This is a genomic window from Paenibacillus sp. XP01 (genome assembly GCF_057364885.1).
In genome coordinates this window covers 3,346,288-3,371,126 of sequence record NZ_CP139481.1, presented here as the reverse complement: position 1 = coordinate 3,371,126, position 24,839 = coordinate 3,346,288, and the positions used below count along the sequence as shown (strand labels likewise).

Annotated in this window: 22 protein-coding genes and 1 pseudogene; 11 read left to right on the top strand and 12 right to left on the bottom strand. The window is 46.8% G+C overall.

What is annotated here, in order from left to right:
- Positions 1-26: 26 nt before the first annotated feature.
- Positions 27-1,181 (bottom strand): Gfo/Idh/MocA family protein, encoded by a 1,155-nt coding sequence (locus tag SNR34_RS15420; protein ID WP_486182338.1) that lies wholly within the window; start codon positions 1,179-1,181, stop codon positions 27-29.
- A gap of 172 nt (positions 1,182-1,353) precedes the next feature.
- Between SNR34_RS15420 and SNR34_RS15415 the strand changes: the two are divergent.
- Positions 1,354-1,611: pseudogene (locus SNR34_RS15415) on the top strand (cupin domain-containing protein); the annotation flags it as partial.
- Positions 1,612-1,776: 165 nt separating this feature from the next.
- Entirely contained in the window at positions 1,777-2,235 is a 459-nt protein-coding gene (locus SNR34_RS15410; protein ID WP_339278399.1) for a helix-turn-helix transcriptional regulator, read from the top strand.
- 11 nt (positions 2,236-2,246) lie between these two features.
- Here the strand turns inward: SNR34_RS15410 and SNR34_RS15405 are convergent, their stop codons facing one another.
- The 4 genes from SNR34_RS15405 to SNR34_RS15390 all read right to left on the bottom strand — a co-directional run bounded on the left by SNR34_RS15405 (position 2,247) and on the right by SNR34_RS15390 (position 5,085).
- Positions 2,247-2,957 (bottom strand): TVP38/TMEM64 family protein, encoded by a 711-nt coding sequence (locus SNR34_RS15405; protein WP_339278210.1) that lies wholly within the window; start codon positions 2,955-2,957, stop codon positions 2,247-2,249.
- 183 nt (positions 2,958-3,140) lie between these two features.
- Complete coding sequence (locus tag SNR34_RS15400; protein ID WP_236414073.1) at positions 3,141-3,569, bottom strand: DUF3995 domain-containing protein; 429 nt, start codon at positions 3,567-3,569, stop codon at positions 3,141-3,143.
- 2 nt (positions 3,570-3,571) lie between these two features.
- Positions 3,572-4,138: a TetR/AcrR family transcriptional regulator gene (locus SNR34_RS15395; protein WP_339278208.1), complete on the bottom strand. Its 567-nt coding sequence runs from the start codon at positions 4,136-4,138 to the stop codon at positions 3,572-3,574.
- A gap of 119 nt (positions 4,139-4,257) precedes the next feature.
- Complete coding sequence (locus tag SNR34_RS15390; protein WP_236414071.1) at positions 4,258-5,085, bottom strand: helix-turn-helix transcriptional regulator; 828 nt, start codon at positions 5,083-5,085, stop codon at positions 4,258-4,260.
- A gap of 142 nt (positions 5,086-5,227) precedes the next feature.
- Here SNR34_RS15390 and fabF point away from each other — a divergent pair, with 142 nt between their 5' ends.
- Positions 5,228-6,475, top strand: a complete 1,248-nt coding sequence (gene fabF / locus SNR34_RS15385) for a beta-ketoacyl-ACP synthase II (RefSeq protein WP_486182337.1) — start codon at positions 5,228-5,230, stop codon at positions 6,473-6,475.
- 123 nt (positions 6,476-6,598) lie between these two features.
- Here the strand turns inward: fabF and SNR34_RS15380 are convergent, their stop codons facing one another.
- Positions 6,599-7,282, bottom strand: coding sequence for a TetR/AcrR family transcriptional regulator (locus tag SNR34_RS15380; RefSeq protein WP_343260594.1), 684 nt, complete (start codon positions 7,280-7,282; stop codon positions 6,599-6,601).
- 142 nt (positions 7,283-7,424) lie between these two features.
- On the opposite strand from SNR34_RS15380, the gene SNR34_RS15375 reads away from it, so the two are divergent.
- The 4 genes from SNR34_RS15375 (at position 7,425) to SNR34_RS15360 (ending at position 12,614) form a co-directional block, all read left to right on the top strand.
- Positions 7,425-8,777 (top strand): MATE family efflux transporter, encoded by a 1,353-nt coding sequence (locus SNR34_RS15375; protein WP_486182466.1) that lies wholly within the window; start codon positions 7,425-7,427, stop codon positions 8,775-8,777.
- A gap of 344 nt (positions 8,778-9,121) precedes the next feature.
- Positions 9,122-10,726: a type 2 periplasmic-binding domain-containing protein gene (locus tag SNR34_RS15370; protein WP_486182336.1), complete on the top strand. Its 1,605-nt coding sequence runs from the start codon at positions 9,122-9,124 to the stop codon at positions 10,724-10,726.
- A gap of 91 nt (positions 10,727-10,817) precedes the next feature.
- Complete coding sequence (locus SNR34_RS15365) at positions 10,818-11,708, top strand: ABC transporter permease (protein WP_236414064.1); 891 nt, start codon at positions 10,818-10,820, stop codon at positions 11,706-11,708.
- Positions 11,709-11,723: 15 nt separating this feature from the next.
- Complete coding sequence (locus tag SNR34_RS15360) at positions 11,724-12,614, top strand: carbohydrate ABC transporter permease (protein ID WP_339278204.1); 891 nt, start codon at positions 11,724-11,726, stop codon at positions 12,612-12,614.
- A 90-nt stretch (positions 12,615-12,704) separates the two neighbouring features.
- On the opposite strand, the gene SNR34_RS15355 is transcribed toward SNR34_RS15360, so the two are convergent.
- From SNR34_RS15355 to SNR34_RS15335, 5 genes are all read right to left on the bottom strand, one after another.
- Entirely contained in the window at positions 12,705-14,423 is a 1,719-nt protein-coding gene (locus SNR34_RS15355) for a cache domain-containing sensor histidine kinase (protein ID WP_486182335.1), read from the bottom strand.
- A gap of 51 nt (positions 14,424-14,474) precedes the next feature.
- The gene (locus SNR34_RS15350; RefSeq protein ID WP_486182334.1) at positions 14,475-16,109 is read right to left on the bottom strand and encodes a response regulator; all 1,635 of its coding nucleotides are present in this window, start codon (positions 16,107-16,109) and stop codon (positions 14,475-14,477) included.
- 214 nt (positions 16,110-16,323) lie between these two features.
- Positions 16,324-16,698, bottom strand: coding sequence for a VOC family protein (locus tag SNR34_RS15345; RefSeq protein ID WP_486182333.1), 375 nt, complete (start codon positions 16,696-16,698; stop codon positions 16,324-16,326).
- Positions 16,699-17,217, bottom strand: coding sequence for an SRPBCC domain-containing protein (locus tag SNR34_RS15340; protein ID WP_486182332.1), 519 nt, complete (start codon positions 17,215-17,217; stop codon positions 16,699-16,701).
- A 28-nt stretch (positions 17,218-17,245) separates the two neighbouring features.
- Positions 17,246-17,590 carry an ArsR/SmtB family transcription factor gene (locus tag SNR34_RS15335; protein WP_486182331.1) on the bottom strand — a complete coding sequence of 115 codons (345 nt, stop codon included), beginning with the start codon at positions 17,588-17,590 and terminating at the stop codon, positions 17,246-17,248.
- A 338-nt stretch (positions 17,591-17,928) separates the two neighbouring features.
- On the opposite strand from SNR34_RS15335, the gene SNR34_RS15330 reads away from it, so the two are divergent.
- From SNR34_RS15330 to SNR34_RS15315, 4 genes are all read left to right on the top strand, one after another.
- The gene (locus tag SNR34_RS15330) at positions 17,929-20,505 is read left to right on the top strand and encodes a glycosyl hydrolase (RefSeq protein WP_486182330.1); all 2,577 of its coding nucleotides are present in this window, start codon (positions 17,929-17,931) and stop codon (positions 20,503-20,505) included.
- Positions 20,506-20,784: 279 nt separating this feature from the next.
- A complete protein-coding gene (locus tag SNR34_RS15325; protein WP_343260602.1) occupies positions 20,785-21,075 on the top strand; it encodes an ArsR/SmtB family transcription factor in 291 nt (96 codons plus the stop codon).
- Between the two features lie 74 nt (positions 21,076-21,149).
- On the top strand, positions 21,150-22,331 hold the full coding sequence (locus SNR34_RS15320; RefSeq protein WP_486182329.1) for an MFS transporter: 1,182 nt from the start codon (positions 21,150-21,152) through the stop codon (positions 22,329-22,331).
- An 18-nt stretch (positions 22,332-22,349) separates the two neighbouring features.
- Positions 22,350-23,684, top strand: a complete 1,335-nt coding sequence (locus SNR34_RS15315; RefSeq protein ID WP_486182465.1) for an ISL3 family transposase — start codon at positions 22,350-22,352, stop codon at positions 23,682-23,684.
- A 107-nt stretch (positions 23,685-23,791) separates the two neighbouring features.
- Here the strand turns inward: SNR34_RS15315 and SNR34_RS15310 are convergent, their stop codons facing one another.
- A complete protein-coding gene (locus SNR34_RS15310; protein WP_486182464.1) occupies positions 23,792-24,715 on the bottom strand; it encodes an ArsR/SmtB family transcription factor in 924 nt (307 codons plus the stop codon).
- Between the last annotated feature and the right edge of the window lie 124 nt (positions 24,716-24,839).

The window sequence follows — 24,839 nt, the reverse complement described above, 5'->3', positions numbered from 1 at the left end:
CGGTCCACCTCGAATGATAAGATTGGCTATTCCTTCGTTGTGCCGATCGTAATCTGCTCATCCGCGGCAAAATTTTCAACATAACCGCTTTTCTCGTAAAAATGGATGGCATTCTGCTGGACGCCTGCTCGCGTGTAGAACGGATCGCCAGCGACGAGTGGAAGCTTGACATTCTCTCCGGTGCTCGCCGATTTGTAAATGGCCATAATCAGTTCCAACGTACTGCGGCCGCTACTGCCGTCAATCAACGGCGGTTCCCCTGACTCGATGGCATGCAAGACATTGTCGATTTGGGCGGAATGCCCCTCGTACGGCAAATTCGGTAAACGGTCGTATGCTTGTTGAAGCTGCTCTTCGAGCTCGGCATTCTTTTCCGGAAAACCATTGGGTCTGGACAAGGAAGCGGTGATTTTCCAAGGCGCAGAGATTCGGGCATCCCGTCCTTGGAAGATGAACTGCTGCTGTTCGCCATGATGGATGACCGAACTCGTAATTTGTCCCAATGCACCATTCGGATAACGAAGCATCGCAATGGATAAATCTTCGACTTCCGCATTGTCGTGCGCCACATTGCTCATGAACGCTTGAACTTGATCGGGGCGTCCCATCATCCAGAGCAAAGCATCAATATGATGCACCGCATGGTTCAGCGTGCAACCTCCTCCTTCTTTTTCCCATGTACCACGCCACCAGAGATCGTAGTAGCAATGACCGCGCCACCAGAAGGAATCGACCTGAGCATGCAGGATCGGACCGGCAAGTCCGGTATCCAGCATTTGTTTCAGTTTCATGATCGGATTGGTGAACCGGTTCTGCGCCACAACCGACAGTATTTTGCCGCTCTTCTGCGCTGCTTCGATCATGAGATCGCATTCCTCCAAGGAAGATGCCATCGGCTTCTCCACCAGAACATGACTTCCTGCATTCAGAAAATCCACCGTAACCGGTGCATGCGCATAAGGAGGTAAACAGACCGAAATCAGATCGATTTTCTCATCAAGCAGTTCTTTGTAATCGCTAACAACTTTGGCGTTCAATCCAAACTCGTTTTTCTTCGCTTCGGCCTTTTCAGGATACATATCGCATAGGGCCACAATTTCGCATCGTTCCTTAAATTGCAAATAACTGTTGATATGCGCGTTGGCAATGGCTCCTGCGCCTATAATCGCAATCTTTAGCATGTTGAAATCCCTCCTCTTACCCCATTGATGTCTTCAACAAAATAGTACCTCAGGGAGAGGGTTCATTGTGATCCTGTAATGTGGATAAAATAACGCTATATTGCTGTTTTTGGAACGCTTCGTTATAGTGAACTCATGGAAATATAAACCGTGCAAAGCGAGGTAATCCGATGTGCGATATGATCTCTACGATTTCAATAAACACTCCATTCATTTCGCGTATAGACGCAAAAGCGCAAACAACGAAACGTTCCATTCCCATTTAGGCATTGAATTGTTACTTATCCATGAAGGAAGCGGAACAATGATCGTGAATAACCGAAGCTATGAAATTAAACCGGGCATGCTTTGCATTTTTCAGCCTTTTCAGCTTCATCATCTCAAATTGGACTACTCGAATAACCAATGTTTTGAACGGTCTTTGGCCGTTTTCGAACCCTCCATGTTTGAAGCCTACTTCGAGAAATGGCCTGTTTTACATGCTTTCTTTAAGCATATTTATTTAGGGAAACTCCCCTCCCCCTGCCTCTACGACCTGAGCGATCAGCATATCTTGGTGCATCAATTTAAAAACTTTCAGGAGCGTATACCTTATTTGGACGAATCGAATCGTACGGAGGAAATTTCACTGTTTCTTGTGAATTTCTTTCATCATCTCAAACCGTTATGGAATGACTTTGAGGGAAATTCGGCAGCTTCTCCTGCGGGACGCAAAAACCACCAAGTCGAGCGCATCCTGAACTGGATCGAAAAAAACTACCATGTACCCTATCGCTTGCACGATCTGGCTCAATCGCTGCACCTTTCTTCCTATCACCTTTCGCATTTATTCAAAGAAGCAACCGGAGTCAGCATATCGCAATATATTGCTGCTCGCAGGATTCATCAGTCTGTTCAATTGCTGACGACGACAAACAAACCGATCGCGCTCATTGCCGAGGAAATCGGTTTGACCAATGTCTCGTATTTCTGCAAATTATTCAAAGAACAGATGGACGTCACGCCCCATCAGTACCGTAAAAGGTGGGTCGACCATTCGTTTCGTCTGGAATAAACGTAACCCCGTTACTTCCCATCGTAACTGTTCAACGTATTTGAAGTGTTCTGTTTGGTTTGCTTTCTCCAAACAATCTGCTTTCGTCCGATCAAAAATGCGATGACGATGCACCACCCCAATGTCATGAGCAGAAAAGTCAACAGGGATGCACCGACCTCTCCCTGGCTGATGATTGAGCCGATCATGACAAAGAAAACAATTTTAGGCAGCGAACCGAGCGTGGAAGCGATGATGTACGGTTTATACTTCGCCCCGGCAGCTCCTAACAATAAACTGATTGCTTCAATTGAGAACGGAGTAAGCCTTGCCCAGAACATGCCTGAGAATTCATGTTGTTTGTAGGTATTGAACCATTTGCTCCATTTGTTTTCCTTCGATATGAAGCGAGCAACCGTTTTTCTCCCAGCCTTGATGCCTATAAAATAAGTGATCGTCATCTCCAGCACCAGGCCAAGCAGGCAAAGAAGTGCTGCCGTTTCCATAGGAAAATATATTCCAGAAGTAACGTAAACCAGTTGAATGGGCAAGAAAAAAAGGATGGATTTAACGAGAGACAGTCCCCACAGGACGGCCCAAACGATCCACCACTCCTTGGGTTCCAACAGCCACCCTTTAAGATCAATATGCTGGAATGATTCCCAAGAATAAAAAAGTACGATGAGTCCGATCAATAGGAAACCAAACTTGACTAAACGGGAGTTCAGCATCCATTTAAACATGGGGTACACCATGCCTTCTCTTCACGTGAGCCACCTCCAACAATGATGCGCGGTCCCTTTTTAATAATCCATGTACCATACCGACACTGGCATACAATGAAATTTTCTTAAGATGTCGATGGTTTCCTTTCTATTCTATGCGAAATTTAAAGGGAATGCATACAAACTGTGCTGTTGACCTGACTAAGGCATCCATCTCATCAATAGAGTCACCCAAAGGATCGCGATGAACAAACATAGCGGGGAATAAAGTCGTGTATCCCAATGGGCAAACAACGTTCCTTTTTTCTTTTTAAAGAAACCGACCCAATGAAAGTCTCCAATCGTTCTGATGAAAAACACGAGCGCGATGATCCAGCCGCCGGTGCTGACCATCCATTCTGCCAGAATGAAGGTATGAACAACCTCCCCAAGAGCTAATGCAATGTATCCTGAAAAAATTAATGCTCCTGCCACAAAGGCCGTGCCTGCTTTCTTCGGTTTGAACAACAATTCCGAGCCATTGCTTGGAATAGCCGCCAAAGCTCCGAATTTCCCGCCTACGATCCAATAGATATGTAGACCGCCAAGTAAAAATAAAATCGTTCCCAGCATCCATGCCATCACATTCATTGTCATCCCTCCAAAGATGAACTCAACAATTGAGCTTTCAGCGTGTCGATATGCTGTTGCAATTCGTCCTTTTCTACCTGTCTGTTTTTGAAGCGCTCATACCAGCCTAAATAATAGTGGTATAGGATAAAGGCTTTTTGTTGGGCGTTTAAGGTCGTCATCCCCATGCTTTCTAAAACTTGCACAGCGTAATCGATCCTTGTTTGCTCAATCTTCTCCAGCATCTCTTGGAAGTTTGCATGGTTACTCCCCAGCTTTCGGAAGAAAAACAAAAAGTCACCTTTACCCGTTGCAGAGAACATTTGCTGGAGCAAATAAGTTAATCGATCCTCCGGATTTATGGCCAAGGAGGACTGAAGGATGACCTCATTGGTCGATAGCTCGACCCATCGTTCCACCAGTTTGGTGATATACTCGTTCCGATTTCTGAAGTACCAATAAAAACTGCTCTTGCTGCAGCCCAATTCCGATGACATTCTCTCGATGACCAGGCCATCCAGCCCGGATTGCGAAAATTTCTCGATTCCGAGCTGGATCCATTGCTCTTCTGTAACTAGCACCTTTGGCAAGAAGTTCCTCTCCTTTTTCTGTACGGTATCGTACAGAAATTTTGGGATTATTATACAACGAATCCAGCTTACTGTCCAACTGCTCCATGAGCATGTCAATGGAATCACGAAGCTCTCTCTTACATCATGCTGATCAATTTTTCTTCCGTTTTTTTGTCAGGCGTGTAAATGCTGCAGCGCAAATCATGTTCACCGTACACTTGAAGGGACGTTAGCTCAAATATCATTTTTCCTGCTTTGGCATGCCTGAACTCCAGGTGCACATCCGGGGCATAATTGACAGGGCTCTGCTTCCACATTTCATCGAATTCGGGATGACGCTCTTTCATGTTATTCAGAAACTGTTCATACCACTCATCTTCAACATGCTGGCCATAATACGAACGAAACATCGCAAGAAATTCATTGGCAAATTGCTCCCAATTCACGGCCAAACGTTTAAATTCCCGGCGGGAGAACAGCAAGGATATCATATTCCGTTCTTCATCGGGAAGCTGATCAAAGTCCAGAAATACATAGGCGGCGGCCCGATTCCATCCTACAATTCGACACTTTCGATCCGAAATGATGGCCGGACAATAGCTTAACTCCGTAATGATTTTTTCCAAAGAAGGACTTACGATTGGCGGCCGTTCTTTCATAGGAGAAGAAGCTGTACTCCCCGCCTCCAATGATAAGGAGTATACATATCTCCGCTCATCGGCAGTTAATTGGAGCGCGTTAGCCACACTGTCCAGCACGGAAGAAGAAACCTTGATCTCTCGCCCTTGTTCAAGCCAGGTATACCACGTCGTGCTCACCCCTGCCAGTTGGGCGACTTCCTCTCTTCGCAGCCCTGGCGTTCTTCTTCGCTGACCTTCCGGAAAACCTGCGGATTCGGGAGAAATCCGGGCACGTTTTGCTTTTAAAAATGTCGATAGTTCCTGCAGTCTGACTTGACGATTCATTACTGGCCTCCTTGTACGCTTTTATACGGAAATGATGATAGTAGTAATTATACTAGGATAAACTACAACTTGTAATAGGATACATACCATGACATGATATCCGTAAATCACAAATTTATTTGCGTTCAGGAGGATCTGATTCATGGAAAGAGTCGTAATTACAGGAATGGGCGTAATCTCCCCTCTCGGCAACAATGTAGAACAATTTTGGTCTAATCTTATTAAGGGTAAATCGGGGATTTCTGCATTGGATATATTGGATTCATCCGATCATAAAGTGAAGATTGCCGGTGTCGTTCGTGATTTTGATCCAACGTTGCTCTTTGGCATCAAAGAAGCCCGCAAAATGGATCGATTCTGTCAATTCGCCCTTGCAGCTGCGGAAGAAGCCATGCAGCATTCGGGTCTGGATCTGGATACGGTGGATAGAAATCGAATGGGCGTCTATGTAGGATCAGGCGTCGGAGGAATTCAAACGTTGATGGATCAAAGCCATGTCCTTAAACAGCGGGGACCGGGGCGAATTAGCCCCACCCTTGTGCCCATGATGATTTCAAATATGGCGGCGGCATTCATCAGCATTCGATACGGAGCGAAAGGCTCCACCATGTCGCCTGTAACCGCGTGTTCGATTGGAAATACCGCGATCGGGGAAGCCTTTTACAATATCCAATCCGGACGTTCGGACGTCATTATTGCAGGTGGAGCGGAAGCGGCCGTGACCGATATTGCTTTGGCCAGTTTTGCCAATGCAACCGCATTGTCCACGCGAAATACGGAACCGGAACGGGCGAGCCGTCCATTCGATGCCAGTCGGGATGGGTTTGTGATGGCAGAAGGCTCCGGCATCCTGATTATCGAATCACTCACGCATGCTCTGCGAAGAAAGGCCAATATCCTTGCGGAAGTCATCGGTTATGGAGCTAGTTCAGATGCCTATCACATGGTTGCTACGCCGCCGGACGGCGAAGGTGCAGCAAGAGCGATGAGTTCTGCTTTGTCGGAAGCACAGCTTTCCCCCGAGCAGGTAGATGTCATCAGTGCCCACGCAACGAGTACAGTGGTTGGAGACCGCTCTGAAACAGCAGCGTTAAAACAGGTTTTTGGCAAACAGGCTTATCACATCCCCGTGACTGCAAATAAATCGATGACAGGCCATATGTTTGGCGCTTCGGGGGCGGTAGAAGCCATTGCCCTCGTAAAAACCTTGCAACAGGGTGTCATCCCGCCGACGATTAACCTGGAATCGCCAGATTCCGAATGCGACTTGGATTATGTTCCGAATCGCGCCAGAACGGCAAATTTGAAGATCGGTATGTCAAATTCCTTTGGGTTTGGCGGGCATAACGCCTCCATCTTGTTAAAAACCGTTGATGATCTTATGATTTAAAGAAACTGCAGCCGGTTCCGCCTTGCCTTTCCGTTAACGTGCGTATGTTTCTTGCGGATTATATCATTGCAAAATTTCATAACAACCGCCCATCCGATCGCCGGATGAGCGGTTTTTTACGTTCTATTTCTTTTCATGCTCCTTAATCACCTGCTCGATTCCCAGCAGAATCAGCTTCAGGCCGAATTCAAACGCCTGATCGGTCCCCATCACCTCAAACAGCCCGCTCTTGTACATCCCACGGAACAATCCCGCTTCCGCTTCGCTCATCGAGTCCAGAAGAGCGGTCATCTGCCCGCCCGGAACAACTCCCTCGTCCTCCAGCATCACGGTAATATTGCGCTGATGCTGATAATCATCCAGAACGAAGTAGAACACATAGTTCGTAAGCGTAATCACGGCTTGCAATTTCTGCTCTTGCTCAAGTGGCGTCGATTCGATGCAGAGCAGCATCCTGTTGGTGAATCGGATCATGTCCGGCTCATGAGGCAGCGTCATCATCATGAGCTGTGTGGAGCAGGGATACCGGCTGAGCACATTTCGTATCGTGACGGCAATTCCCTCCATCTGCTCTTTCCAATCCCCATCGGAGTGGAACTCCTCCAGAATGATTTTCGATATCTGGTTGGCCAGACGTTGGTAGAGATTCTGCTTGCTCTTAAAGTACCAGTATATGGACGGAGCCTGTATTCCCAAACGGTCGGCCAATCGTCGCATGCTGAATTTCTCGATGCCCTCCTCCCCCAGAAGCGCCCACGAAGCTTCCAATATTTTATCTTCCGAGATTTGAGGCTGTTGTTTTTTCATCCATTACCCGCCCTTTTATCTAACAGTGTAAGTTTTACTTTACAGGTTCATACGTTCATGATATCATCTTACACCGTAAGGTACAATCTAACACCGTTAGATTACCATAAGAACAAAATACATGAAGAAAGTAGTGATCCGCATGGATGCAGAACATCTCCATTACTTTGAAAAAGCACCGATCACCAAAGCCGTAGCTCATTTTGCGATTCCCATGATGCTCGGCACATCAATGAATGTCATATACTCCATCTTGAATGCCTATTTCCTGGGGACGCTGGGCAATACGGCCATGTTAACCGCCCTTGCGCTTACCTTGCCTTTATTCGCCGCCATTATGGCATTAGGCAGCTTGATTGGCATGGGCAGCGGTACCTTCATCTCCCGTCTATTGGGTGAACACAAGTATGATGACGTAAAACATGTGTCTTCCTTTGCCTTTTATAGCAGTTTAGTTCTCGGTTTGATCGTGATGGCCGTCGGCCTTCCGTTAATCGATCCGATCGTTCATGGTTTGGGAGCAACGCCGGAAGCTTTTGAATTCACGAAACAATATGTCACCGTGATGCTCATCGGCTCACCCTTCGTGATTTTATTTTTCACGCTGGAAAATATCGTGCGCTCGGAGGGAGCAGCCATCACATCAATGGCTGGGATGATCCTTAGCGTGGTCGTAAATATCATTCTGGATGCCGTGGTCATCTACGTCTTTCATTGGGGCATCATCGGCGTGGCATCGGCCACGGTCATCTCCAACCTGGTTGCGAGTGCGTTCTACGCCTTCCATATGGGAACAAAAAGCCGTTTCCTGACCATCTCGTCCAAATGGTTCAAGGTCAGCAAGGACATTCTCGGCAATGTGCTCAAAATCGGCGTTCCCGTGTTTATTATGAGTATCTTCCTGGGTGCCATGTCACTCGTGCTCAACCATTTTCTTGCCGATTACGGGGATCAAGCCGTGGCGGGGTACGGAATATCATCACGTTTGCTGCAATTCCCCGAGTTTATTTTGATGGGTTTATGCGAGGGAGTCGTGCCGCTCATCGCTTTCACTTTTACGGCGAATAAACTGCGGATGAAACAAACGATAGGATTTACGATCAAAACCATGGTTGCGTTAGCCGTCGGCTTCGGCGTCATCGTTTATCTGATCTCCGATCATTTAATCGGATTGTTTACGAGTGATCCGCAGCTCATTGAAATGGGCAGCTACATTCTTCACGTAACGTTTTTATCCCTGTTCATCTCAGGAATGACGACGCTGTTCACGGGTATTTTCCAGGCAACAGCACAAGGAACCGCCGCATTTATCATGTCCATTATTCAAGGCGTTACCTTGATTCCGGTGCTCTATATCGCCAATCATATGAACGGTTTCCACGGCGTGGTCTGGTCGCTCGTCATTGCCGATGCTGTGGCATTCCTTGTGGGTGCGATCATGATGTTTCTTCTGCGAAACAAATTGCAGCCGGACTTTGAAGCTATTGCGCAGTAAAATTTCCATCGGTAAAGGCGAACGCTTCGCTTCTCCAGATTGGTACTGCCTTTCCGTTTAACGTGTGTTTGTTCTATTTTGGCTTATATCATTGAAACAAGTTCTTGTCCCCAATTGGGGATTGGAGCTTGTTTTTATACATACACACAAGTGTAGTCCGTAAAGAAAAGTATGGAAAAAGTAAAAAAAGTGCATGCTCCCCTATTTGTATTGTTCCACGTCAGATCAACAGGTAAAAAAAGTTGTGGATATCCGTCAATAACTTTTATACCACTCTGTCCCTTCCACCTTTACAATGTGTTCAAGCAAGTCTTCACTGAAATCATTTCATAGGGGGAACGAGCATGGCCAAGAAAACGAAATCCTTGATTTTGACTTTATGCATGTCCACCATTCTTATGACCGCGTGCAGTAATGACGGCAGCACCGGCAAAAATCCGACAAGTTCAGACTCGGGTAACGCTGAATCAGGAACGGTAACCATTCACACGGTAACCTCCGAGTACACGTCCGCAAAGTATCCGAAGGGCGATGATATTACCAACAATGTTTGGATCCGGCGATACAAAGAGAAACTGGGTGTTGAAGTCAAAACAGACTGGGTGAGCGATGAGTATAATACCAAATTGAACTTGGCCATTTCCTCGAACGATCTGCCCGATGTATTCAGAGTTAATCCATCACAACTGCAGCAGTTAATTGAAGCGGATATGATCATGGATCTTACGGATGTCTTTGAGCAAAATGCTTCGGAACGTCTTAAAGGGTATATGGAGGCGGATGCTGACAGTTTCGAGTCGGGGAAAAAGGACGGCAAGTTATATGGAATCCCGCAAATGCACTGGGGATTGATCGAACAGCCCGACTTTATCTGGATACGGAATGATTGGAAGGAAGAACTTGGTTTGGAAGATCCGAAAAATATGGACGACGTCAAAAACATTGCGCTGAAATTGATGGAGAAACACGGCGGGTATGGCATGGCGGTTGACCAATCGTTGGATTACCTTAACTTGCTCGCCATTGGCTGGAACGCCCATCCGGATCTGTGGATCGAAGACCAGAGCGGGAGCTTGGTATACGGTTCGATCCAACCTGAAATGAAAGCGGCGTTAGCCGAATGGGCAGAATGGTACAAACTCGGCATTATCGATCCGGAATTCGCGATCAAAGACTTCAACGCCATGAACGCAGATATCGTCGCCGGCAAGGTTGGCATGCAGCCGTATTATCAATGGTGGGGGTACAATCCTGGTGTAGATACGGTGGCCAATTTGGGCAAGGACGCCATCTTTTACCCTTATACCATTCCTACCGTCGACGGAAAAGAAGCCAAACAATCGATTTTCTTTGCAAATAACAATTATGTGGTCATGAAAAAAGGCTTCGCGAATCCAAAAGAGGTCATCGACATCTTGAACGATTATGCCTATATCGTCGATGAAGGTCAGGGCAAGGAATCCAAGGAAACGTTATCCGCCCTGCTGGACAACGATATCGCTCATGTCGTCGGTGCCTTCCGTGTGCTCAACCCGAACTCCGACTACGAGCAATACGAGGCCGTATCCGCGGCACTTCAATCCGGAGACACCAGCGGCCTAACCACTTCGGGCATGTGGCAGAAATATAACAATAGCGTCGAGTTCATGAAGAATGCAACGCCAGGAGCCGTCGGCGATTATTTGCAGCAAGGTGCTCCAAAGAACGCGTACGGTCTTGCCAAGAAAGTCCTGGACGACCAAAACTACATTAAGACGGCACTGTGGGGAGTAACCCCCGAAGTGCTGGCAAGCTACGGCACAACTCTGGATGACCTTTTGACGGAAGGGTTTACCAAGATCATCATGGGTACGGAAAGCATTGACTATTTCGATGTGCTCGTCCAGAACTGGAGAGCAGCTGGCGGTGACGAGGCTACCAAGGCCGTGAATGAAGCCTACGGAAAATAACGAGCCATACTCCAAACGGGATGAGCCTGTTCTCGTCCCGTTCTCTATTTGAAGAACAGATCCTCATCATATTAGAAACGGAGGAATTCGAATGCTGAGAAAATGGAGACAGCAAAGCTCCTACCATCTCATGCTCATCCCAAGCTTGGTCTTGGTGTTCATTTTTAGCTACATCCCTTTCTACGGACTAATCATTGCGTTTCAGAAATACAATCCGGGCCTTGGATTCAATTCACCTTGGGTGGGCTGGGACAACTTTACACATGTGTTTAGTCAACCGAATTTCGTGAGAACCATCTGGAATACGCTGTACATGTCCGCGTTCAAAATCGTCGGAGGTATTGTCGTTCCCGTTATTTTCGCTTTATTGCTGAACGAAGTGATACACAGTGCCGTCAAACGTACCTTCCAAACGCTCGTATATATTCCGAACTTCCTGTCTTGGGTCATCATGGCCGGAATCATGCTGGACATCCTTAGCGCCGACGGCATTATTAACACGTTTTTGAGCATATTCGGGATTGCCCCCATCTCTTTTCTCGGCACACCCTCGATCTTTCCATGGACCATGATCGTGAGCGACATCTGGAAAGGCTTCGGCTTTGGCACCGTGGTGTACTTGGCAGCGCTGACCAGCATTGACCCGGGGCTTTATGAGGCCGCAGTGATTGACGGAGCCAAACGCTGGAAACAAACGATATATATTACACTGCCTCTCCTTATGCCTACGATTGTGTTAATGACCGTACTATCGCTCGGCAACGTGCTCAACGCCGGCTTTGATCAAATCTATAACCTGTACTCCCCTGTTGTGTATCAGACCGGTGATATCATTGATACCTATGTATATCGTCTAGGGATTCAGCAGGCACAGTATTCCATCGGCACGGCCGTCGGGTTGTTCAAGTCCGTCATTTCCAGCGTGCTCATGGCGCTCTCTTATTTTCTGGCTTACAAGGTAGCCGGCTATCGTATCTTCTAAGGAGGAACCCTCATTATGATCAACGATAAAAGCATGGGCAGGCGCTTGTTTCATGTTGTGAACTACACGATTCTGATTGTAATTTCACTCCTCTGCATTCTGCCGTTTATCAACCTGTTGGCGGTTTCGTTCAGCAGCAGCTCGGCCGTCTCGGCCGGCAGCGTTACGTTCTGGCCTGTCGATTTCTCGACAAAGGCTTATGAATTTGCATTATCCGGAGGTTCGTTCTATACCTCTCTCTGGATCGCCATTAAACGCACCTTGCTTGGTACGCTGGTCAATCTCGTTTTAATGGTACTTACCGCGTATCCACTCTCGAAATCGAAACAAAAGTTGATGGGACGCAACATGTATATGGGATTCTTTATCATCACGATGTTATTTAACGGAGGGTTGATTCCAACCTATCTGGTTGTGGTCAAAATGGGCTTGATCGACTCCATCTGGTCCCTGATTCTGCCCGGAGCCCTTCCGGTATTCAGCATGGTCATTCTGATGAACTTTATTAGAGGTTTGCCGGAGGAAATTGAAGAATCGGCCATCATCGACGGTGCGGGACCGATGCAGGTCCTGGTTCGGATTTTACTCCCCCTGCTCAAACCTGCCCTTGCAACCGTCGGTTTGTTTAGCATCGTCGGCCATTGGAATTCATGGTTCGATGGCATCATTTATATGAACAATCCGGATAACTACCCGTTACAGAGCTACCTGCAGACCCTTCTGCAGAGCTTTGAGCAGATCATGTTGAAATCGGGAAGCGATTACACTCAGCTCCTTTCCATGATGAATGCTAGAACCGGACGCGCGGCTCAAATGTTTCTCGGCGCCATTCCGATTTTGCTCGTTTATCCGTTCCTTCAGAAATACTTTACCAAAGGGTTGGTGCTTGGCAGCGTCAAAGGGTAGGCAAAAAAGCTTGCAGCATGGTCTGCAAGCTTTTTTTCAAATTCAATATTACCCAGCCTGCCGATCCATCTTCGGATTCCATCCACAGGCTCATGATTTCGTTTCCGGCAATTCTGGTATGGCAGGCAGCAAAATGGTAAAAACCGTACCTTCGCCAAGCTTGCTGTTCACCTGCACTCCATAGGGCCTGCCAAAGTGAAGCTGAATGCGCCGATGCACATTATGCAGGCCGATCCCCCTCGCTCCCGTATCCCTATCCTCCCTTTCGTCCATCACGTTCTGGATCGTATGAGGGTCCATACCGACACCGTTATCGCAAACTTCGACGGCAATATCGCTGCCCTGCGCTTGGATTCGAATGGTGATCACCCCATCCTCTTCAAGATCGGCAAGGCCATGGAAAATCGCGTTTTCGATCAGCGGCTGCAAAATCATTTTGGGCATATAATACGCCGACAATCCATGTTCGATCTCGTATTTCATTTGAATGCTGCCATAGTACCGCACGTTCTGAATGGTGGCGTAATTGGCGATGTTTTCCAACTCTTCGCGTATCGTTACCAAGGTCCCGTCAGACCTTGTCGCGTACCGAAGCATCGAAATCAGCGCATCCGTCATGTCCACGATTTTGTCAGCCTGCTGCATGGAGGCGATCCATTTCACCGAACCAAGCGTGTTATACAAAAAATGAGGGTTGATCTGGGCATGCAGCGCCCGCATCTCGGCTGCCGCCTTCTCCATTTCTTCCTGCTGAACCCTCTCGATCATGCGCTTCAATTCATACGACATTTTGTTAAAACGAATGGACAAGTGTCCAATTTCATCCCGGGAACGGATTTGTTCGACTTGATCGAAATGTCCCTGTTCAACCAAGGTGATATTACGCATTAGTTTCTTTATGGGACGTGTTATGACATGGGATAAAGAGATGGAAATAATCGCAGCAAAGAGGGACATGACCATGGCCAGCATGACCAGATTGCGGCCCAGTATTTTGCCGTCGGCAGTCAACTCATCCAGAGGCATGTACAAGTAGGTCGTCCATTTCTGCTGGCTCAGCGGACTGGTCACTACGACATTTAATGCTTCATCTGGCCGAACATTGTCTCGGAACAACGTGCCGATCAACCTCTCATTGACGTTATATACAATTTTGTCGTCCGCGTCGACGATCATGAACCTTGAACGCAGACCTTCCTGCAAGTTGCGATTGACAATTTCGATAAACTTGATGTCGATGCTCACAACGATGACGCCAAGCAGCCTTCCGGTAGTCACATCATGAATTTTCCGAGCATGCGAGACGGCTAATATTTTATTCTTCAACTGTTGATCGATTCGGGTCGTTAGCGTAATGGTTCGATCTTTGGTATGCATGAATTTTTTGAACCACAGCTCGTTCTGCATGTTGAAGTTTCGGTCGATCGGCTGATTCGGGCTGACGAACAAATCTTGCCCCCCATTCAGGTTGTACAGGTAAATCGAGAATACACGGTCCTTCATCATGATGTAATTCATCAAAATGTCATAAGCGGCATTTTCATTCTGCTCACCCCCGTCCCTCAAAAAATCCTGAATCGGAAAACTTCCTTCATGGGTCGCAGATAAACTGCCGCTAAGTCCGTTGCTGGCCAGCAGCGAAATTTTCTCAATCTCTTTAAGAAACTCGTCAATGCGAATGTTCGTCTGCTTGGTCAGATCGCTGAGCAGCGTGGTATAATTTTGTGCGAGCAGCCGTTCGGAAGAATAATACGAATTAATCGTCATGACGAATACCGGAAGAATAATGACCGTTATGCAAATCACCATAATTTTGTATTTAATTTGAACCAGCCGGACATGCTTCCTCACGATGCACCTCTATTCGCGAATCACATGGGAGCCTTGCTGCATTTCTCGATACTCCTCTGGACTGACGCCTACCGTTTTTTTGAATATTTTGCTGAAGTAGGTGTAGTTGTGGTACCCTACCTTGTCTGCAATCTCATAAACTCTCCATTCCCTGCTCATGAGATAGCTCTTTGCGCATTCGATTCGAACCCGGGTTAAATAAGAGATAAAGTTCTCCCCTTTCTCCTGTTTGAACATTCGGCTAAGATACGACGGGTTGACGTTGATTTGGTTGGCTACGCTGTGCAAAGAAATGTCCTCGGCATAGTATTTGTCGATGATCTCGATCGCGAGGTCCGCGTAGGTACGCTCCTGCATGACCCGGGAATCGGCCTTGAAATAAATTCCGATCTGAGCCAGCAAAGCTTGATGAATATCATCCCAGCACTCCCCTTTCAGGACGGTTTCGTAGGGCGACTTCTCTGCAAAAGCAGGTTGTGTCCGTTGTGCAGTCCGGGATACATGTGCGTGTATCATTTCCATAACCAGGATGTAGTTTTCACGAATGCTATTTTCATCCGCATGCAGCGCCTCCAGCTCCGAACGGACGGCTTCAAGAAATGCCCCCGCCTTTTTCTCGTCTTTGCTTATCCATATTTTCAAAAAATCTTGCTCCTGCTGCGCGTTCAGGATCGCATTCACTTCTTTCCGGGGCGGAGCATGGACCACATCTTCATAAAACAGTACCTGTTTGCTGCCTGCGTAGAATCCCTGGCGGAGAGCAGATTCCGCCTCCTGATACGCCTTTCTGATGCTGCCGAAACCCGTTACGGCAGTGCTTACGCCAGCCGTGAGCGTTACATTCATCAAATCTTTGATGGAAGAAAGCAGCTTGTCGCACAGTTTCCTGATATCGGCGCCTACTGATGCACGATCCGGAGGAATGTTGACGATGACCCAATATTCAGATGAACTATCAACGACGATCTCCTTCTCCCATCTGGATGGAATGATCTCCTCCATAATATTTAGAATGGAAAAACGGAGCAGCTTTTCCCCCTTCTCGACATATTTCTTCTTTATATCCTCGTAATAGTTTACGATAAACTTGATGACCACCAACTTGTCCGATCTCACGCGTACACGCAGCTCTTCGGCCTTCGCGGCAATATCCCCCTCCTCTATGAATCCGCTTACAAGATCATGAAAAAACGTATCCTTTAAATGGTTGAGACTCTGCGTGTACGTATGTGGATTGACGGGCATCCCGGCTTGGCTTCCCAACTCCTTCCGCAGCTTCTGACGAATCGAAGCAAGCAGTTCTGCGAGCGTGGTCTCCGTGATCTCGCTTTTGATCAAATAATCGGAGGCACCTAACTTCAACGCCTCTTTCACATAATGAAGCTCGTCAAAATTGCTCAAAATGACATACTTGCAGGTTTTTAAAGCGTCAGCGGCCCTTTGAATAAGCTGCAGCCCGTCCATGACAGGCATTTTGATATCCGTGATGATGAGATCGGGCGAAACGTCCAGCGCAAGTTCCAGCGCTTCCTTTCCATTCGCCGCTTCACCAACGACATAAAATCCGTGTTCCTCCCAATCAAGCATGGAACGAATGCCAACTCGCATCAGCAATTCGTCATCGACGATCATCAATTTATACATGAAAATCCTCCGATTTCCGTTTTCATAGATTATACTGCACTATACAAAGTGGAGAATTTGGAGCTGGAACAATCAATCCATTATATGCATATTTCAAAATACTAATCCAGACATTGAGCCAAATCCGTTTGCTGCGATCGAGGCAATAGTTGCAATCCAATGGAAAAAAGCCGCTAATTTAGCGACTTTTGACCTTTACGCTGTGCGTGTCCCTCTATTTCTTTTCCATGACGGCGAAGTAGTTCTGCTCTTGATCTGCAAAGTTAAAGACTCTGCCTGCGGGAAGCTCCACGATTTCGCCAACGGTTACGTTTTTGTCTGCCAAGTCTTGGTACAACTGGTCGAATTGTTCCGTATAAAACATGAGAGAAGGCGTTCCCAGATTCATCTCGGGGTTCATTTCGGCAACGAGTTTCTTATTATGAAGAACAATGCTGGTTGCCGCCCCCTTTGGAGCCACTTCAATCCATCTCATGGGGCCGCTAACTTCTTCGGAGATGACCTCGAACCCCAGTTTTTCGGTCCAAAATGCTTTGCATTCATCCTGATTGTTGACATATAACATCACTTGCCCAAGTTGAGTAATCATTTATTTAAGCTCTCCTTCCAACAATTCGCCCAAACGATTCCATGTTTCCGTGATTCCTTGCAGCATGCCCATGTCCATCACGTTCTGGAGTGCCTCTGGGGACACGTATTCAGAACGGTTCACCAGCTTGGTTTTGCCGCCCAAATCGATAAATTCCATCGTAATCAAGGATGATGGCAGGTCGTCGTTAACATTGCCCTCGGCATCCGAGAAATAATCGTTGTAGATGATTCGCTCTGGTTCAACGATTTCCTTATAAACGGCTTTACCCCAGGACTCCATGCCGTAAAATTCACCTTGATTCGGATCAACGCACTTCATGCAGTAATGCCACGCGCCGCCGGGACGGAAATCGACGGTGCAAACCGGCAGTTCCCAGCCTTTCGGCCCCCACCAGCGTTTGAGATGTTCCGGCTCTTTGAACATTTGGAATACGAGTTCACGCGGCGCATCGAATACGCGTTCCAGCACCAGGATGCGTCCACTCTCTACGTTTGAAACCATTTTGTTGTCGGGCATGTTCAATACTCCTCCTTAGGAAAGGAAATTAGTCTTCTTTTTTCTTTTGAATTTCACGCAAATAGTTGTCCAAATTATCCAAACGTTCTTCCATAATATGCCGGAAGGATTGTACCCAAAAATCCATCGCTTGAAAAGGTTCCGATCGAAGCGCATAGATCCTTCGGTTTCCATCGGCACGCACTTCCACGATTCCGCTATCGCTTAACACTTTCAAATGTTTCGAAGCTTGTGGTTGGCGAATGCCCAGACGATCAGCGATCTCGCCAACTGGCAGCGGACCATTGCGCAACAATTGGACAATATTCAACCGATTCGCCTCAGCTAACGCAGTCAATGTTGCTATGTCCATTCCCGGGCTATTTCCGGACATGTTGCTCACCTCTGTTAGTATGGTTTCCCGTCGAATCATCTCCTTGATCCAGGATCATTTCAACTTCTGAGAAGAATATACTTCATCAAGTATATTCCTGTCAAGGAATATTAATACTTTACTTTTTCTGCAGCCTATTCTTGTGCTTCCACGATCTGTGAGAGGCGCATTTTCCCGCTTCATTCTCTTCTTCTCTTAAAGAGCAGCAAATCGTCAACTTTTTATGCCATATATTTACAAAGTTTGATGCATATGCTATGTTTACTTTGAAAGCGCATCCATGAGTGGGTTTATTGATCTTTCTTTATCTTATTTCATTTATGGAAAGGGAGATGAGAATGAAAAATCGGCTCAAAAAGGCAAGCGCAATGATGTTGGCCATTACCCTGTTGTTTGGATGGATGACCGTGCCTGTTCATGCAGATGATCCTCCACTCTTCACGATTGAAAGCGAAAACGCTCAGCTCACGTCCGATCTGCAAGTCGTCACTGAAATTTACGGACAACCCAAACCCGGATTCTCCGGGACGGGATTTGTCTGGATGCAAAATTCCGGCACGATCACCTTTACCGTGACTGTTCCGGAAACAGGCATGTACGCGATCTCCACTCGATACATGCAGGAATTGAGCCCTGACGGCAGGCTCCAATATTTGACCGTTAACGGCGTCACCAAAGGATCTTACATGCTGCCCTACACGACTGCATGGTCGAATTACGATTTTGGGTTTCACAAGCTGAATAAGGGAAGCAATACCATACAAGTCAAGGCAGGCTGGGGCTTCGCTTATTTTGACACTTTCACTGTGGATCATGCCGATCTTGATCCGCTGGATGTGCAGCCTGTCCTCACCGATCCTGCGGCCACGCCGGAAACCCAGCTTCTGATGAATTATTTGACAGAGGTGTACGGCAACCATATCATTTCAGGCCAACAAGAGATTTACGGGGGCGGAAATGACGGAAATACCGAGCTGGAGTTCGAATGGATCCACAATCTTTCCGGAAAGTATCCGGCCATTCGCGGCTTCGATTTCATGAACTACAATCCATTGTATGGCTGGGAAGACGGCACAACCGCTCGCATGATCGATTGGGTGAATACCCGCGGCGGGATCGCGACAGCTTCATGGCATATCAATGTCCCCCGCAAATTCGACACCTATCAACTCGGGGATTTCGTGGATTGGAAAGAAGCGACCTACAAACCGACCGAAACCAATTTTAATACGGCCAATGCGGTCATTCCCGGAACGAAAGAATATCAATATGTGATGCTGACCATTGAAGATTTGGCGGAACAGCTGCAGATTTTGCAGGACAACGACGTGCCCGTTATTTTCCGTCCCTACCATGAGGCCGAGGGCAATGGCGGATTGAACGGCGAAGGCGCGTGGTTCTGGTGGGCTTCGGCAGGCGCGGACGTATATAAACAGCTGTGGGACCTTCTCTATACCGAGCTTACGGAGACGTATGACTTGCACAACTTGATCTGGACCTACAACAGCTACGTGTACAGCACTTCTCCCGCATGGTATCCCGGCGATGACAAGGTGGATCTCGTCGGTTATGATAAATACAATACGATCTACAATCGTTATGACGGTTTGTCCGGCGTACCCAACGAAGATGCCATTACTTCGATTTTCTATCAGCTTGTTGATTTGACGGACGGCAAAAAAATGGTGGCCATGACGGAGAACGACACCGTACCGAGCGTACAGAATCTGACGGAGGAAAAGTCAGGATGGCTCTACTTCTGTCCATGGTACGGCGAGCATTTGATGAGCCCTGCCTTTAACGATCCGGCCACGCTGAAAACGCTTTATCAAAGTGACTATGTCATTACGCTGGATGAGCTGCCCGATTTAAAGGTTGACGCAGGAACGCCAAGCGCTTCCATCACTCCTGCACATGTTGAATTTGATAAATACGCGCCCCACCAGAGTGACCAAACCATTACCGTGAATGCCAACGGCAATACGTTGACCGCTCTCCGGTCAGGTACGAATGCATTGACGGCAGCGCAGGATTATACGTTAAATGGCAGCACGCTGCTGCTAAAAAAAGAGTTTTTGTCCCAATTGCCGGTTGGCCAGCATTCGATCATTTTGGATTTTAATCAAGGGCAAGATCCTGTATTAAAAGTCAGCATTATCGATTCAACGCCAAGCGCTTCGCTTTCGCTCACGAATGCGACATTTGATCAAGCCGTGAACTTGCAGCAGGATATTCCCCTTACCCTGACGTTAAACGGGCATCAACTGACAAGCATCACAAACGGTAATTATACGCTTATACCGGGACAGGATTATACGGCATCCAACGCTTCCGTCGTTCTGAACAAAGGTTACCTTTCCTCATTGCCGCTGGGTCAAAATACGATCACCTTTCATTTCAGCGGAGGAAATGATGCCATTCTTACCGTGAATGTGGTAGACAGCAGTGTTCCTGCGGCCACAGGAGATTTAACGATTCAAGCCTTTAACGGCAACACAAGTGCCTCTACGAACGGGATCTCTCCCAAAATCAAACTCATTAACTCCGGGAATTCAGCGATTTCATTGAATGACGTGAAGCTGCGGTACTATTACACGATTGACGGCGAAGAAGATCAGAACTTCTGGAGCGACTGGGCCAGTATCGGAAGCGCAAACGTGACGAGCAAATTCGTCAAACTGGCAGCTCCGGCGGCCGGGGCAGACCACTATCTGGAAGTTGGTTTCACAACTGCGGCCGGGACGCTGGCTCCTGGCCAGAGTGCCGAAATTCAAACCCGGTTCTCCAAAACCGATTGGTCCAATTACAATCAGGCTGACGACTACTCGTTCCAGGCATCCGGCAGTCAGTTCGCAAACCATGAGCAGGTTACCGGATATCTGAACGACCAGCTTGTATGGGGCATTGAGCCGTAGAAGGAAAATTGAAAACAAGGGGGAGTTGGGGATTTGCCCCTTCTCCCCTTTTTTGGTTTGGGGATACTGCGACGGCCTGTAAAAAGTCCATTGCATTTCTCTATCCCGCTCACTTGCGGCTGAGAACGGGAATGCCTACAAGTTCGAAGGCGTAAAATTTTGGGGTTAACCGGAATTTATGGCGGAAACAAAATCCAAACATTGGACTTAAAAATCGGAGAATATGGTGGTATTTTTCTGAAGACTTGATTTGTAGCGATATCTTAGTACAATGGTTTTATGACTACTCAAAAAATAATAAATGATGAACTCAGAGTCAAAATATTCAAGGCATTAGCCGATGAAACAAGATTGGACATCATACGAGCTCTATACACCAGCAGGAAGGAGATGAATTGTGGAGAAGTAGGAGACATTCGCGATACTACGAAATCGAATACTTCGTATCACTTGCGTGCTTTAAAGGAGGCGAAATTGATCAAGGTACGAAAAGAAGCCCAAACGAAGTATATGAGCATCGATTTGGAGACATTTCAAACTTACTTACCCGGATTTCTGGATACATTGTAGAAAGAAATTCTTTTTTTAATCATTAGTTCAATAATCTTTGAACTATAGAACTAACTATAAAGGGTGAATATAGAATGATCAAATTAACTGCTTTATTTTTCCTGATCATGTTTGTTATCGGTACGGATACGTTTTTGATTTCTCCGCTCATCCCCACTCTTCAGGACTTGTTTCATATCCCGACCGAATATTCGGGTTGGATGGTGGGGTCTTATGCTTTAGGTTATGCCATTTTTGCACTAATTGCTGGACCGCTTTCCGATGGTTGGGATCGTAAAAAAGTCATGCTTTCCGGCATGGTCTGCTTCTCGGTTTCAACGATATTATGCGGCTTTGCCACAGGTTTTTGGTCGATGTTCTTCTTCCGTTTTTTAGCCGGAGTCAGCGCAGCTTTTACGGCGCCTCAAGTCTGGGCCTCCATCCCCGCTCTGTTTCCAACGTCCAAAATCGCCAAAGTATCAGGAATCGTCATGGCAGGCTTGGCTGCATCCCAAGCGTTCGGCATCCCTATTGGAAGCCTGCTTGCCTCCACCCATTGGTCTTATCCCTTTTTTACGATCGGAGCATGTGCATTACTGGTTGCGGTATTTATCTTCTATGCTTTACCCGAAATGAAACCGAATCAGGGCCAAAAAACCAAGACTCCGATGTTCAGCAGATACGTCCCGCTATTGAATAGCCGCATGGCGAGAAGGGCTTTCCTCGCTCATTTCTTATTTCAATGTGGATTTTTTGCTGCCTTTTCTTTCATTGGAAAATGGGTGACGGATCGCTTTCACCTTTCCATTGATCAAGCAGGGTACGTGATGTTTTTTCTTGGTCTCGGGAATATCGTCGGGAGCTTCGGCGGTGCCTATGTGATCAAAACGTTAAACCGTTTCAATACGCTGGTTGTGGGCTTTCTTGTCTCTATCGCATGTTTTATGGTTTTGCCTCACTTGCCATCGGTTGCGGTTTTCGAAAGTGTTTACTTTTTCATATTCGTTAATATGGGGATCGCTTTTCCCCTAATATTGGGAATGCTGAATTCATTAAATCCGACCATCCGCGGCACGATCTCCAGCTTGGCCAATTCAATCATGTACACTGCGACCACGCTCGGTTCTTGGATCGCAGGCCTGATTTACGCGACTTTTAACGGTTTTTCCGCCGTAGGCATGTTTGCGGCCATATGCTTTGCCGGTTCGTTGTTATCTTTCATATTCAGCGGTATTCTGACCAGTCATACGAAAACAAAGAAGGAGTTTGCATCATAAATGATAGAAGAAATTCATATGGATCGTCTGAATCTTTCAAAATTCAACATCCTGAGTATTAGTGAGAATGAATTTGATATTCTAATACAAGTGGTGACGAACTCTCCACCTTTGGCTTGCCCTCATTGTGGATGTATAGCCAACCTCTACAAACACGATAGCAGGGAACAGGTCTGCATGGACCTACCTATTCACGGCAAGCGTGTAGGCCTTCTTATAAAACGTCAAAGATATCGCTGTAGAGACTGCAATCGAACCTTTTGGGAACACTTAGACCACACCATAGACGAAAAGCGAAACTGCACCAAACGATTATTGTCTTTTATAGAGAAGCAAAGCCTTAAACGCACGTTTGTCAGCATATCCGAAGAGGTTGGATTGCATGAAAAAACGATACGTAACATCTTTCGTGATTACATCAATCGTCTTAAAGAAACGCATCGATATGAAACTCCTCATTGGCTTGGGATTGGCGAAATACACATCATTAAGCCAAGATGTGTTTTAACCAACATTGAGGAACGTACTTTGTTGGATGTTTTGCCCAATCGTAACAAGGAGACCGTTGTAGATTACCTCTTGCGTCTTCCAAATATAGGGGAAATCCGATACGTCACAATGAATATGTGGCAACCTTATAAGGATGCCGTGAGGGCTATATTGCCAAAAGCTCTTGTCATCGTAGATAAATTTCACGTTGTCCGTTTGGCAAACCAAGCGTTAGAAACCATACGTAAGCAGATCCTTGAAGGATTATCGCCAAAAGCACGCCGCAAGCTGATGCACGACCGTTTTATCCTCCTCAAACGCCATATAGAGCTTACAGAGACGGATAAAATTACGCTTGACCTTTGGACAAAAAATCACCCTCCTCTTGGCACTGCTTATGACTTAAAGGAATCATTTTTGGATATTTGGGATTGTGATAACAGACAGACGGCATTTCTTAAATACAACGAATGGAAAGTTAAAATACCAACTGAACTGCAATCCGCTTTTGAACCACTTACAATGGCTATGAAGTACTGGGAAGAGGAAATATTCGCCTGCTTCGAACATCGCATTTCAGATGCTTATACGGAATCTCTAAATAGCCTTATTCGAGTCATTAATCATTTAGGCAGAGGATACTCTTTTGAAGCCTTACGAGCCAAAATACTCTTTACAGAGGAACTTAAAAAGCAGCGTATGCCTAAGTCCCAGAGACGGTTTGACAGCTACGATCTACGGGAGGATAACTTCCCGATGTTTAATATACCACCTATTGAAGTTGTTCGAGAGCCAGAAGAAATAATCTTCCTGGGCGTCGATTTTTCCACCTTGATCGAGAAATTGGAGAAGGACCAGCTATAAGCCCTTCTCCCTTATGTCTCCTTGCAGGAACTATGAAGTGAAGCCTGAGTAATCTCCATGTTGAGTCCCCCCCCCCCAATCATCGAGTTTCGCGCATCACGCCATTCTCATAAAAGCGTATCTTTTTTCTGGATCGTTCGGATGACGATATCTTGATTGTGGTTTCCGAAACCGGCCCCATACAATGTCAACCCGCCGACATTAGCGGCATCCTCCTCGACGGAAAAACGAAGCGTCCAGAATAACTCTTCGAGCTTGACGTCTCTGATCGTTATGTTGGACATCCACTCGCCATCCATATACGTTCCCGCGTGATCGATTCGAATCGTTTTCAACAATCCGTACTGGTTCACGTTTCTATGCCACCATGGGGGCGTATATTTCCCGCGGGCAGCTCTGCCGAAATCGGCAGGACTGGTCCAGGTTCCAAGTCGCACTCCATTAAACGCAAACGTAATGTCGGATGGCCAATCATCCCTCAATCCCGGCGCCTCGGAAGCGATTTCCATCGAAATTTCAATGGCGTCGGCCGTCTCCGCGGGCAGCAAGTAATTAGGCGTTTTATATTCGACATATCCTCTGCCAAACCATAAAATGGCCGCGTGAACACGTTCGGGATCAAGGAAGTACCGGGGATCGTCCCATACTCCGATTTCCTTCTCATGAGTCCCGAGCCCGCAAGTCGGATGCACCTCAAAAGCCGTATAATGCCCTACCGAAATCGTCTGTTCCTTCACGATATCCCTGACTGATCTGGCTGACGGCAGTTCGATCTCGATCGATTTCTGCTTCAGGAAACACATTTTATGCGTTCCGCCGTTGAGCCGAATTCTTCGGCTGCCGACCAGTTCAGCTTGCTCCAGTTTCCGTACGTGCATTGTCACGATGGAAGGACTAAGCTCCAGCCTGTCGGCGATATCCTTCACATTCATTTCGCCATCGGAGATGAGGTCCATGATCCTCCACCGCACTTCGCTTGCCAAGGCTTCATATAACAGCATGTATTTCAATTCTCCGTTTGCTTTCATTATTCGAAACTCTCCTTGTTCTCGTTGTTGAAATCTCATTTATGTGAATCCAATGGATTTAAGTTGCAGATTCCATCACGGATTATTGTAAATTCACACGCTTTGTTGTTTAATTTTGATGATACCA

Excerpts from the sequence above, each read along its gene's own strand:
- SNR34_RS15420 (WP_486182338.1), bottom strand. The coding sequence starts at position 1,181 with ATGCTAAAGATTGCGATTATAGGCGCAGGAGCCATTGCCAACGCGCAT.
- SNR34_RS15405 (WP_339278210.1), bottom strand. The coding sequence starts at position 2,957 with ATGTTTAAATGGATGCTGAACTCCCGTTTAGTCAAGTTTGGTTTCCTA.
- SNR34_RS15400 (WP_236414073.1), bottom strand. The coding sequence starts at position 3,569 with ATGAATGTGATGGCATGGATGCTGGGAACGATTTTATTTTTACTTGGC.
- SNR34_RS15390 (WP_236414071.1), bottom strand. The coding sequence starts at position 5,085 with ATGAATCGTCAAGTCAGACTGCAGGAACTATCGACATTTTTAAAAGCA.
- fabF (WP_486182337.1), top strand. The coding sequence starts at position 5,228 with ATGGAAAGAGTCGTAATTACAGGAATGGGCGTAATCTCCCCTCTCGGC.
- SNR34_RS15380 (WP_343260594.1), bottom strand. The coding sequence starts at position 7,282 with ATGAAAAAACAACAGCCTCAAATCTCGGAAGATAAAATATTGGAAGCT.
- SNR34_RS15375 (WP_486182466.1), top strand. The coding sequence starts at position 7,425 with ATGGATGCAGAACATCTCCATTACTTTGAAAAAGCACCGATCACCAAA.
- SNR34_RS15370 (WP_486182336.1), top strand. The coding sequence starts at position 9,122 with ATGGCCAAGAAAACGAAATCCTTGATTTTGACTTTATGCATGTCCACC.
- SNR34_RS15365 (WP_236414064.1), top strand. The coding sequence starts at position 10,818 with ATGCTGAGAAAATGGAGACAGCAAAGCTCCTACCATCTCATGCTCATC.
- SNR34_RS15360 (WP_339278204.1), top strand. The coding sequence starts at position 11,724 with ATGATCAACGATAAAAGCATGGGCAGGCGCTTGTTTCATGTTGTGAAC.
- SNR34_RS15355 (WP_486182335.1), bottom strand. The coding sequence starts at position 14,423 with ATGGTGATTTGCATAACGGTCATTATTCTTCCGGTATTCGTCATGACG.
- SNR34_RS15350 (WP_486182334.1), bottom strand. The coding sequence starts at position 16,109 with ATGTATAAATTGATGATCGTCGATGACGAATTGCTGATGCGAGTTGGC.
- SNR34_RS15345 (WP_486182333.1), bottom strand. The coding sequence starts at position 16,698 with ATGATTACTCAACTTGGGCAAGTGATGTTATATGTCAACAATCAGGAT.
- SNR34_RS15340 (WP_486182332.1), bottom strand. The coding sequence starts at position 17,217 with ATGCCCGACAACAAAATGGTTTCAAACGTAGAGAGTGGACGCATCCTG.
- SNR34_RS15335 (WP_486182331.1), bottom strand. The coding sequence starts at position 17,590 with ATGTCCGGAAATAGCCCGGGAATGGACATAGCAACATTGACTGCGTTA.
- SNR34_RS15330 (WP_486182330.1), top strand. The coding sequence starts at position 17,929 with ATGAAAAATCGGCTCAAAAAGGCAAGCGCAATGATGTTGGCCATTACC.
- SNR34_RS15325 (WP_343260602.1), top strand. The coding sequence starts at position 20,785 with ATGACTACTCAAAAAATAATAAATGATGAACTCAGAGTCAAAATATTC.
- SNR34_RS15320 (WP_486182329.1), top strand. The coding sequence starts at position 21,150 with ATGATCAAATTAACTGCTTTATTTTTCCTGATCATGTTTGTTATCGGT.
- SNR34_RS15315 (WP_486182465.1), top strand. The coding sequence starts at position 22,350 with ATGGATCGTCTGAATCTTTCAAAATTCAACATCCTGAGTATTAGTGAG.